Source organism: Pseudomonas sp. ADAK7 (assembly GCF_012935675.1).
Classification (GTDB): Bacteria; Pseudomonadota; Gammaproteobacteria; order Pseudomonadales; family Pseudomonadaceae; genus Aquipseudomonas.
In genome coordinates this window covers 416,369-428,544 of sequence record NZ_CP052861.1, presented here as the reverse complement: position 1 = coordinate 428,544, position 12,176 = coordinate 416,369, and the positions used below count along the sequence as shown (strand labels likewise).

Sequence of the window (12,176 nt, the reverse complement as noted above, 5' to 3'; positions counted from 1 at the left end):
CCCATTAAACCGATCAAGGTGCGGTAACCGGATACCGCACCCATCACGTGCCAAGGCTTTATGTTCAAGGCATCAACCATGCAAAGGATTGCAACATGCCTGTACCTTCGTCGCCCGCTGCGGGGGCGTATACCGAGATCATTGCCCGCACCATCAGTGCCCGATTCAATACCCGCCACACCCTGCGCTCGGCAACAGCCAGCCTGCTCAAGGACGAGCTGCTGGAAAAATACCCGCTGCTGGATTTCGACCCGACCCGCACCCTTCTCGCCCAACCGCAGCCGGAGGGCGGCTGGCGTCTGACGTTGCTGCTGGATGTGGTCCTGGCCTATCTGGCCAACGGCGTTTCGCCGGTGCTCAACGAACAGTTTGGCCGTGCGTGCTTCCTGACCAATACCGCGCCTGTGCACCTGAGCACTGGCAGACACGAACCGGACATGCAGGTCATCGCCGAGATCATTCTTGAGATGCCATCGCTGGTGTTCGTCGGTTTTCAGGAAGCGCTGCGTGATTACTGGGATGAGCCTGTCGACGCCGGGGTCAGTCGCTGGCAATGGCTGGGGGATTTGCTCAATGGCGTGCTGAAAGCGTCGGCGGTACGTCGGTCATCCACCCATACGCTGCACGCCGATATCCTCACAGAACTGACCCGCTATCCCGATCAACAACAGCGCCTTGAGGCACCTGGGGCAAACGGCGTGATCCACGCCTTCGTTGTTGAAACCACCCTGCGCAAAGATCAGCGCTCGGTCACGTTGCAAAGCCCCGATCTGCTGGTGTCCTGCGGGGAAACCCTGCTGCTGTGCAGCGTGGCCGGCGACATTGAATCATTCCCTTCTCTGGAAGCGTTTGGCCGGGTCTGGGGCGCACGGTTTGAACAGGCATTCGTCGCCGATGCCATCACCTGGAAACGCTACGAGCCCGACGGCAATCTCTTCGATACTCAGGCTGCCCTGCTACTGAACCAGCAACTGGAAGACCTGGCCGCGCTCAAGCTGCCAGCCGGCCAACCTTTGAAGGTTCTTGAAAAACGCTACGCGGCGATCACCGATGTGGCGGCGCGGTTCATGGGGGCCCAAGCGGCACCCAACCCGATGCTTTTCCAGCACATCGAGGCCAGCCTTCCCGAGTGGTTGCAAACGGCCGGCGCTGTTGATCGCATGGCCTACCGCAAGCAGGTTCTGGCGCTCGCCAGCCTCAAGCAACAAACCGCTGGCCGCACCTTCCAGACTGGCATCGACGACCTGCACACCTTCGCCAGAAAAGCGCTGCACACGCAGATGCTGGCAGACCAGCCCCAGGCCCCCGGCTACAACGCCGACGAACTGGAGCTGACCTTTCATGTGCCCGTCGGCGATCTGGGCAGCGGTTACATCGAACCGGTCAAAATGACCCTGACCGAGTTGGCGATCAAAAACCTGGCAAGCAAGCCCAAAGGCCGGATGACTATCCGCCACACGGGAGGACAACTGATCCAGGCCTGGACCACCGAGGCTTATCTGCTGGACCTGGTCAGCCGGGTCAACGTCGGCCAACGTTATCCCGAACTGATTCGCACGCAGTTGCTGGCCGACACTCCCGAGGCCCGCGAACGGGCGCGGCTGTTTGGCCTGGAACTGGCCGTCCACTTGCCGATGCAGGCACTCGAACAGTCGATCAAGGCTGAGCATGGCTTCACCCGCCAGGGCTACCGCTATGTCGAAGCCTTGATGCAGCGCACCGAGGCCGAGCGCTATGTCGATGAGCAGCAGATTGTCCTGCGCCCGCTGGCCTTCCAACGCAAAACCGGGGCTGATTGCGATGTGGCCAGCAACCTGTTCATCATCGAACCCCGCGACCTGACAGTCGATGGTCCGCGCATTCTCTACCGGCCCCTGTATTCGCCGGCCCTGCTGCAATACCCCAGCCGACAAGCCCTGATGAGTGCTATCGCCCAAGAGGGGCCAGTGCAGACCAGTGTGCTGACCTGGCTGTCGGATCGTGCCCGGCCGCTTTACCAACACAACGGTTTCAACGAGCCGCACATCGTTCACTTTCATCCGGGCGATGAATTCGCGCGCCCTGAAACACCAGAACCCGCGATTCTGCTGGGTAACGAAGCCGCTGAAGACTGGTTGGCCGCCCTGGAAAAAGGCCAATTGATGAACCGGTTGTTCGACAGCAATGCCCGCGCGCTGGTCGAACTGGCGGATCGGCAATCGGTGTCCAACACCGAAAGTCGCTGGGCGATCATCCTCGAAGGTGGCTGGCTGCTGTTCAACAACCTGGTCCTGCCGCTGCTGCGCGGTCCGGCCATGCTGGTGGGCTGGATGCTGCAACTCACCCACAGCCTGATCCAGGATCTTCCGGCCCTGGACAGTGAGGACGCCACCGCTCGGGAGCAGGCCTGGGTTGATGTGCTGCTCAATCTTGGATTAGTCCTGTTGCATGTGGCGCAGGGCCGGGAGACGCCGCTTTCCAGCGACTCTCAAGCCCCCCACATTGCCGCCGCCCCGCTGCGCCGGTCCGTATCCAACATGATTACCGACCCCGTCGTGACTCAGGCTGCGCCCGGTTTACCCTCCGAACCACCGGGCAGCGGCCACACTTTGCTCGACTTCAACCTGTCGACAGCCCGCGATTCATCCTCGGCCCGATTGTTCGAGAAGCTGCAGGCGGTACGCGTTCCATGGCCATCGCCGCTGCCGAAGCCAATCGCGAGCGGTCCGTTCAAAGGCCTGTTCAACCTCGGCGGCCCATGGCACGCCACTGTTGGCGGCTTGTTGTTTCGCGTGCGTATCGTGCCCGGCTTTGGCGAGGTCTTCGTGGTGCACCCCGACCATCCTGACCACCCCGGGATCAAGCTCAAGACCGATGGCAACGGTCACTGGTCGCTGGACCAAGGGCTGAAGCTGGTCGGTGGCGGTCGCAAAGGCAGAATCGCCGCCGAACGCGAAAAAAGACAACAGCGCATCGAAGAGTTGAACCTGCAATATGAAGAACACGTACAGCAACAAGTTCGGGTGCAACAGCGCGTCAACATCGCGGATGACTTGATGCTGCTCAAACTGCAAGACACCGCCAGTACCGAACAGGAGCGAACGACATTCCGCAAACGCTTCGTTCTGGAACTGGACAAGCAAACCAACGGTTATGTCACGCTGGTTGCCGGACTCCAGGAGAAGAGCCAGTTGACCGGTCAACCTGTCGACTATCAGTTGCTGAGCAATGTGCTGGAAAACATCATCAACAATGTTCGCAAACGGATCGTAATCGCTGACTTTGATCGTGAAGCCGCCAACGTGGGTTACAGCGAATACAGCAGCGGCACCGAGCAAGTCTATGAAGCCCTGAAGAGCGAGGGCGATGTGGTGGTGGGTCGTTACTTCGATTTCATGCGCCGAATCAGCGACATCAATGAAACCATGATCGAGTCCTTCGAAGAGGTAGACAGGCGGCTGGAAGAGCTGAAACAGATTCCGTTACTGGGGGCCAAAGCCTGGCAACGCTTGACCATCGGCCGAGCGGAAAATGAAATGACCGCCCTGAGGGTCAAGGTGTATCACTTGATCATCTTGCGAATCCTCAGCGTCAAGGGCTTGAACAACGACACCACGCTTGCCCTGGAAGAGGCGGTCGACCCTTTACTGATCTTGTCGCGATCCCATGCCGAGCTGCAAACCGCCCACGTCTATGAGCCCGGCGATCGTATCGATGTGCTCGATAGCCTGGTCGATCATTACAACAAGGCACAGGATGCATTGGGCAGCATCGGGATTTTCCGCGCCGATGAGCTGGAGATGCACGCCTTCAACCGCCTGCGAATAATCATCGACCAACTGCGCATCGATGCTGAGCAGCGCCTGGCTCAAGAGCTTCAGCGAAGCACAGAGGAACAGGCGCAAACCTCTTCGTCGGCCGGCCCTTCGACAGGTATCAGCAAAAAACCGCCGAAATCCCCTTCGGCCACGACACGCCGGAAAAAGGTCATCAAAACAACCAAAGGTACGTTGATTGGCGAAATTCGTCCGCGGATTGCCGATCAGGGCGGTGACATCGTCGATATCAATGGGCCTCTGGATGACAAGCCATTGGCCTCTTTCCATGAACATGAGCCCAATGTGTGGGTCGAGATTGTTGAAGCCCGGGAGCCGGCACCTTCGGTGATATCGCGTCCTTATCCGCAACTCAAGGGTGACGCCCGCAAGGCGGCGGCGAAGGTTGAAGAACAGGTGCAGAAGATCGAGGGCTACGCCAAGCGCGCCAGTTCACCCAGGGAAATTGAAGAACAACTGCAACGGGAAGCGAAAAAGCTCAAGCGCTATGCCGATGACCTCGAAAACCACGAGGAGGCGCCGCCCGCCAACGAGCGCGATACCGCGTTTATCGGCGAACTGCGGGACAAGGCTCGTGTCCTGGACAACAAGGCCATCGAACTGCGCACCCGCATGACGCTGGACCAGGCGCCAACCGGCGACGGCGTCGAGTACTTGCTGCGTCACAACGAATTGTATGTGCGTGCCGTCGGCACCCGGGTGCAACTGAAAACCGGACGTCGGGACTTCATGCAGGAGTACGCCTTGCTGAAAACCGATAATCAACCCTGGTGGTACGCCCACTTCCATTACGCAGCGCTGGACAATGCCAAGGCCGATTACACAGTGGCGCATCTGAAAACCAAAGCGCAGCGCTATGAAACCTACGAATCGGCGCTGGCCAAGACCCAGGATCCGAAGATGGCGATCGCGATTCATCACGGCGTTATCGGCAAATCCCTTGCCGAGCGTGACTTCTTGCCGCTGCAACCGCGCTGAATCATCGCCCATAAAAAAGCCGCAACCCTCGGGTTGCGGCTTTTGCTCCATCGCTGAAGGTCAGTGGGCAAACAACGAATTGCCCTTCTGCCCCGCCAGTTTCTCCGGTTTGATCAGGAACCGTGCCAGCGCCGGCAACAGCCACAGTGCGCCGAACATGTTCCACAACAGCATGAAGGTCAGCATCAGACCCATGTCGGCCTGGAACTTGATGGCCGAGAAGATCCAGGTGCACACGCCGATGGCCAGGCACAGGCCGGTGAACAGCACGGCTTTACCGGTGGACTTCAGCGTCTGGTAATACGCCTCTTGCAGCGGCAAACCGGCACGCAGGAAGCTTTCCAGGCGGCTATAAATGTAGATGCCGTAGTCCACGCCGATCCCCACCCCCAGCGCCACCACCGGCAGGGTCGCAACTTTCACGCCGATGCCCATGAACGCCATCAGGGCGTTGCCGAGCACCGAGGTCAGCACCAGCGGCAACACGATGCACAGGGTCGCCGCCCAGGAACGGAAGGTAATCATGCACATGGTCGCGACGCAGATGTACACCAGGATCAGGATCGTCAGCTCCGATTCCTTGATCACTTCGTTGGTCGCCGCTTCGATCCCGGCGTTACCAGCGGCGAGGATGAATTCCAGGCCGTCCTTGTTGTTGTCCTTGGCGAAGTCCTGCACCGCATGCACCGCGCGGTCAAGCGTGGCGGCCTTGTGATCGTTGAGGAACACCAGCACCGGCGCCAGGGAACAGCTGTTGTTGTACAAGCCGTCAGCCCGGGCGATGGAATTGTTCAGCACGTCCGGGTTGCGCGACAGGGTTTCCCATTTCAGGTTGCCTTCGTTCATACCCTTGATCATCTGCTTGGACACGGTCACCAATGAGATCGCCGACTGCACGCCCTCGGTGTTCTGCATCTTCCACATCAGCTCGTCGATCGGCGCCATGGCTTCGTAGCGCGAGCAGCCTTCGGCCTTGGTCTTGACCATCACCACCAACACATCGGAACTGGTGGAGTAGTTGCTGATGATGAAGTTGTTGTCCTTGTTGTAGCGCGAGTCCGGACGCAGCTCCGGCGCGCCCTGATCGAGGTCGCCGATTTTCAGGTTCTGGCTGTACCAGAGGCCGCCGCCAAAGGCGATCAGGGCCAGGGCAATGGAGATCGGTGCAACTTTCGGGCTGGCGAAGTTCGACAGCAGGCGCCAGAACGGGTGTTCGCGGTGCGCGTCCTTCTTGCTGCGCTCGACCGCACGTTTGCTGATGCCGACGTAGGAAATCGCCACCGGCAGCAGGATCAGGTTGGTGAACACGATCACCGCCACGCCGATGGACGCGCCGATGGCCAGCTCGCGGATCACGCCGATGTCGATAATCAGCAGCGTGATAAAGCCCACCGCATCCGCAAGGATCGCGATCATCCCCGGCAGAAACAGTTGGCGGAAGGTACGTCGCGCCGCGGTCAGGGCGTTGTCCGCCTCGCTGGACTGCAAGGCGATGCCGTTGATTTTCTGCACGCCGTGGGAAATACCGATGGCGAAGATCAGGAACGGCACCAGCATCGAATACGGATCGAGCCCGAAACCGAAGAAGTGCATCAAGCCGAGTTGCCAGACCACCGCCACCAGCGTCGTACTCAACACCGCCACGGTGCTGCGCATGCAGTTGGTGAACCAGTACAACAAGATCAGGGTGATGACGAAGGCGATGCCGAAGAACATCACCACCATGACAAGGCCATCGATCAGGTCGCCGACTTTCTTGGCGAAACCGACGATGTGGATTTGCACGTTGGGGTTCTGTTTTTCAAACTTGTCGCGGATCTTGTCTTCCAGCTCGTGGGAGAACTTGCGGTAGTCCAGGGCCAGCAACTTGCCCTGGTCCTGGGGGTCCGGGTAGGACTCCAGCAGCGGGATGTCGACGATGCTCGACTTGAAGTCGTTGGACACCAGGCGCCCGACCTGGCCGGACTTGAGCACGTTGTTGCGCAGCAGGTCGAGGCTTTGCTGGGAGCCGTTATAGCTCTGCGGGATCACTTCGCCACCGGCAAAGCCCTCCTCCGTCACCTCGGTCCAGCGCACGCTCGGGCTCCACAGCGACTTGAGGCCGGAACGGTCGACGCCAGAGATGTAGAACACTTCGTCGTTGATCTGGCGCAGGGTCTCCATGTACTCCTTGGAGAAGATATCGCCGTCAGTGGCTTCCACCGAGATGCGCACGGTGTTGCCCAGGTTCGCCAGATCGTTGCGGTGCTCCATCATCTTCTGAATGAACGGATGCTCGAGCGGGATCATTTTTTCGAAACTGGTGGACGGCCGGATCAGCGTCGCTTGCCAGAACAGAAAGATGCTCACCAGCAGGCAGATGACGATCACTGCCGGGCGGTTGTTGAAAATCAGGCGTTCGAGAAACGTCGCCTTGTCTTGATGATGACTTGTCATGGATGTCATAGCTCCGCCCTTCTTATTATGTGGCCCGGCTTATTTGCCCAGCTCGGCGCCGGTTGGCGAAGTGGCGCGAACGCCGCCCTGTCCTGCCAGAATCAGATTGCCGTTACCTGCAGCCGTCACCGACGACACGGAAATCCGGTCCGGTCGGTTGAACACGGAGAAGGTTTCGCCGTTGTCGCTGCTGCTGATCACCGAGCCGCCGTTGCCGACGATGACGATGGAGCCGTCCTCCAGCAGCGTAGCGCCGGACAGGCCGAACTCCAGGGTGCCGCGTGCGGCTTTCAGCTCGACCGGCTCCCAGGTGGTGCCGAAATCGGTGGAGCGAAACAGGTTTCCGCGCAAGCCGTAAGCCAGCAGCGTGTTGGGTTGAGCGGTGCCGATTACGCCGAACAGCGAGCCTTCATACGGGCCTTCGAGCTTTTCCCAGGTCTGCCCCCAATCGGCGGAGCGGAACATGCTGCCCTGCTCGCCGACGATGAACAGCCCGGCATCCTTGACGGCGGCGATGGCGTTGAGGTGGAACTGGTCTTCGTTGTCGAGGCGGTCACTGGCGTCTTCCCAGTTTTTGCCGCCGTCGGTGGTTTCCATCAACGCGCCATACGCGCCCACGGCAAAGCCGCTGTTGACGTCCTTGAACCAGACGTCGAGCAGCGGCGATTCGCGTTTGAGGTCTTCGAATTGTTTGGTCCAGGTGACGCCGCCGTCTTCGCTGGCGAGGATTTGCGCGTCATGGCCGACGGCCCAGCCGTGTTTGTCGTCGACAAAGAACACCGCCGTGAGCAGTTGCCGGGTCGGCACCTTGGCCTGGGTCCAGGTCGAACCCTGGTCATCGGAATACAGAATGTGCCCGCGATCCCCGACCGCCACCAGGCGTTTGCCGGCGTGGACGACATCGAGCATCAGGCTTTTGGCGGCCTTGGCGGACTCAACGGAATAAACGGCATCGGCTGCCGGCGCGTCGGCGGCCAGCACCGGTGCCGACAACGCGGCACAGCCCAACAGCGAGAGCGCTGTAGCCAGCAACGCGTACTTGCGTAATGCCGGCGGGCGGCAAATACCCACACCCATGACAGGCTCACTCATAGACCTTCCCCCATTATTATTGTTAGGTCGTTCAACCTTTCAGGGCGCCGTAAGGGTGCTCGTGGCGATTGACTGGTTAGGAGCATAGTCCTGAAACCCGCAACCCAGAGCCCCTTCGGAAGCTGGCTTATCCTATCGGGCTTTGGAAAGGTCTGACAATCGACGCCACGTTATGTTTTGTTAACCTGAGGGGTATGGGGTGTCGGTGAATGGTTGGGTATCAGGTGGGGTGATTTTTGTGTGTATATCCGTTTCTTCGGTAACGGCGGCTGGCGGTTTCGCTCTTACAGCGAGTCACTTTCGAAAAGCGCGAAAGTAACCAAAGCGCTTTTGCCCCTTTCGTTCGGTGCCTCGCTTAGGCTCGGCATGCCCTCGCTCCGGTCCTGCTCCGTGGGCCCGCCGCCATCGGCCATCCATGGCCGGGGGCGGCTAACCCGGCATCCATGCCGGGTTGCCCACTACGCAGAACCTCCACTCCGCCTCTCGAGGGGGCGTGCATCGCACGGCGAGGCGGCCTACCGGCCGGCCTGTTTCGCCTGCGCGTACACCCGAGCGACCGCTCGTGCCGACGCTCCGCGTGGGCATGCATCCCGTGACGCTCTGCGTCACCAGCGCGCAGGATTCAGACTTGCGTCGTTAGCGGAACGCAGAGCGTCCCCGGCGGCATTCCCACGCAGAGCGTGGGAACGATCACAAACACACCCCCCGTAGGAGCTGCCGAGTGAAACGAGGCTGCGATCTTTTGACCTTGACCTTGACCTTGACCTTGACCTTGACCTTGACCTTGACCTTGACCTTGACCTTGACCTTGACCTTGACCTTGATCTTGATCTTGCTTTTGATCTGCCCCGTCGGACGGCCGAGCGGAGGTTCTGCGCAGTGGGCACCGCGGCAGGGATGCCGCGGTAGCCGCCCCCGGCCATGGATGGCCGATGGCGGCGGGCCCACGGAGCAGGACCGGAGTGAGGGCATGCCGAGCCACAGCGAGGCACCGTACGTCAGGGGCGAAAGCGTTTTGGTTACTTTGGCGCTCTTCCAAAGTGACCCGCTGTAAGAGCGGAACCATAAGAAGCCGTTACCGCAGCAATGGATATGTACCCGATCAAAAATCCCGGTCGGCAGTGAGGCCGCCTTCGCGAGCAAGCCCGCTCCCACAAGGGTTCCGGGTGAACCCTGGGGGAGCGAGCCAGACTCAGGCCAGGCTTTTGCTGACCACTTCAAACACATCGCTGGACAGCTGCCCCGAAGCGCGAATCCGCTCCAGCTCCCCTTTCATCAACGCCTGACGAGCATCGTCATATTTGCGCCAGCGAGTCAGCGGCGCCAGTTGGCGTGAGGCGATCTGCGGGTTAAACCCGTTCAACTCAATCACCAGATCCGCCAGGAAGCGATACCCGCTGCCATCCGCCGCATGGAAGTTGATCAGGTTCTGCCCGGCAAACGCACCCACCAGCGCCCGCACCTTGTTCGGGTTCTTCATATTGAACGCCGGATGCTCCATCAACTGACGAACCCGCGCCAAACCACCCGGCAACGTGCTCCCCGCCTGAACACTGAACCACTGGTCCATAACCAGCGGATTGTCCTTGAAGTGCTCGGCAAAACTGGCCAATGCCTTGGCCTTCTCGTCTTCGAACGACGAATTGACCAACACCGCCAACGCCGTCAAACGCTCGGTCATGTTGTCGCTGGTTTCGAACTGTTCAAGCGTCGCCGCCAACACCTCAGGCTTGCCGCTGAGCATCAGGTACGACAGCGCAATGTTCTGCAACGCACGACGGGCGAAGTGCTCGGCCTCGGCCACGTACGGGGTTTTCTTCGACAGGTCGCGGTTGGCCTGATAACGCAGCCACAGCGCTTCGAACAAACCTTCCGCCAATTGCTTGCGGGCAAATTCGCGAGCGATGTGAATAGCGTCAACATCAGCCACTTCGCTGATTTCTGTCAGATACGCCTCACCCGGCAGCGACAGCATTTCCGCGACCATGGCCTGGTCCAGCGTTTCGTCGCTCAGCACAGTTTGCAATGCCGAAATCAGGCGCTGATCCAGCACCAGTTTCTCGCCCTTCTGCTGCTGGGCAATCAGTTCTTGCAGCACCTGCACCGACAGTTGCTGACCGGCATCCCAGCGATTAAAGCCATCGCTGTCGTGCTGCATCAGGAACATCAGTTGATCGCGGTTGTACGGGAAACTCAGCTTCACCGGCGCCGAGAAACCGCGCAGCAGCGAAGGCAATGGCTGTTCAGCGATGTCAACGAAAGTGAAAGTCTGTTCGGCTTCAGTCACCGAGATGACCCGCGAAGTGCCCTGTGCCGAAGCTTCGCCCGACAGACGCAGCGCAATCGCCGCACCTTTGGTGTCCAGCAGCCCCAATTCCACCGGAATCACGAACGGCAGCTTTTCAACTTTGTCCGGGGTGGCCGGGCAGCTCTGGCGGAAGGTCAGGCTGTAGGTTTTCGCCGCCGCGTCGTAGGACTCGCTCACCGCCAAACGCGGTGTACCGGCCTGGCTGTACCAGCGTTTGAACTGGGTCAGGTCAACGCCATTGGCGTCTTCCATGGCCTTGATGAAATCGTCACAGGTCACGGCCTGGCCGTCATGGCGATCGAAGTACAGGTCGCTGCCTTTGCGGAAGCCTTCGGCGCCGAGCAAGGTGTGGATCATGCCGACCACTTCCGAGCCCTTTTCGTACACGGTCAGTGTGTAGAAGTTGGAAATCTCGATAAAGCTGTCCGGGCGCACGGCGTGGGCCATGGGGCCGGCGTCTTCGGCGAACTGGTGGGTGCGCAGGTAAGCCACGTCCTGGATGCGCTTGACCGTGGCCGAGTTCATGTCGGCGGAGAAGCCGGAATCGCGGAACACGGTGAAGCCTTCCTTGAGCGACAACTGGAACCAGTCGCGGCAGGTCACGCGGTTGCCCGACCAGTTGTGGAAGTATTCGTGGGCGACGATCGCTTCGACCCGCTGGTGCGCGGCGTCGGTGGCGGTTTCGGCCCGGGCCAGCACGGCGCTGGAGTTGAAGATGTTGAGGCCCTTGTTCTCCATGGCGCCCATGTTGAAGTCGTTGACCGCGACGATCATGAAGATGTCCAGATCGTATTCGCGACCGTAGACCTCTTCGTCCCAGCGCATCGACTTCTTCAGGCTGTTCATGGCGTGCTGGCACTTGTCGATGTTTTCCGGCTCGACATAGATGCGCAGCGCGACGGTGCGCTCGGTCATGGTGGTGAAGGTGTCTTCGACGCACCACAAGTCACCGGCCACCAGCGCAAACAGGTACGCCGGTTTCATGAACGGGTCTTCCCAGCTCGCCCAGTGCCGGCCGTCTTCGCCAGGGCCCGAGGCGATCGGGTTGCCGTTGGACAGCAGCACCGGATAGCTGTGCTGCTCGGCGACCACGGTGGTGGTGAACTTGCTCATCACGTCCGGGCGGTCGAGGTAATAGGTGATCTTGCGGAAGCCTTCGGCCTCGCACTGGGTGCAAAACATCCCACTGGATTTGTACAAACCTTCCAGCGCGGTGTTGGTTTCCGGGTGGATGCGCACGCTGGTGTCGACCGTGAAGCGTTCGCTCTTGGGGTGCAGGGTCAGGTGGTTCTCGGTCAACACATAGTCGGCGGCGGTCAGTTCGCGGTCGGCCAGGTTCACCGACAACAACTCCAGCTGCTGGCCATCGAGCACCAGCGGTGGCAGGCCCGGGCCGCGCTCGGGATTGCGGCGCATCACCAGTTGCGCATGGACCAGGCTGTGGTCCTCGAACAACTCGAAGGTCAGGTGCGTCTCGTCGATCAGGTACTCGGGCGCCTGATAGTCCTTCAGGTAGATCATCTTCGGTTGTTCGGTGCGCATGCTGG

At 60.2% G+C, this 12,176-nt stretch carries 5 protein-coding genes; 1 reads left to right on the top strand and 4 read right to left on the bottom strand.

The window, feature by feature from the left end; genetic code table 11:
* The first annotated feature begins 95 nt into the window (after positions 1-95).
* Positions 96-4,793: a dermonecrotic toxin domain-containing protein gene (locus HKK53_RS02050; protein WP_169369106.1), complete on the top strand. Its 4,698-nt coding sequence runs from the start codon at positions 96-98 to the stop codon at positions 4,791-4,793.
* Positions 4,794-4,853: 60 nt separating this feature from the next.
* On the opposite strand, the gene HKK53_RS02045 is transcribed toward HKK53_RS02050, so the two are convergent.
* The 4 genes from HKK53_RS02045 to pepN form a co-directional block, all read right to left on the bottom strand.
* Entirely contained in the window at positions 4,854-7,229 is a 2,376-nt protein-coding gene (locus HKK53_RS02045; RefSeq protein WP_429515129.1) for an efflux RND transporter permease subunit, read from the bottom strand.
* A 39-nt stretch (positions 7,230-7,268) separates the two neighbouring features.
* Complete coding sequence (locus HKK53_RS02040) at positions 7,269-8,321, bottom strand: WD40/YVTN/BNR-like repeat-containing protein (protein WP_169369104.1); 1,053 nt, start codon at positions 8,319-8,321, stop codon at positions 7,269-7,271.
* A 690-nt stretch (positions 8,322-9,011) separates the two neighbouring features.
* A complete protein-coding gene (locus HKK53_RS02035) occupies positions 9,012-9,269 on the bottom strand; it encodes a hypothetical protein (RefSeq protein ID WP_169368735.1) in 258 nt (85 codons plus the stop codon).
* Positions 9,270-9,513: 244 nt separating this feature from the next.
* Positions 9,514-12,171, bottom strand: coding sequence for an aminopeptidase N (gene pepN / locus HKK53_RS02030; protein WP_169369103.1), 2,658 nt, complete (start codon positions 12,169-12,171; stop codon positions 9,514-9,516).
* Positions 12,172-12,176: the final 5 nt, after the last annotated feature.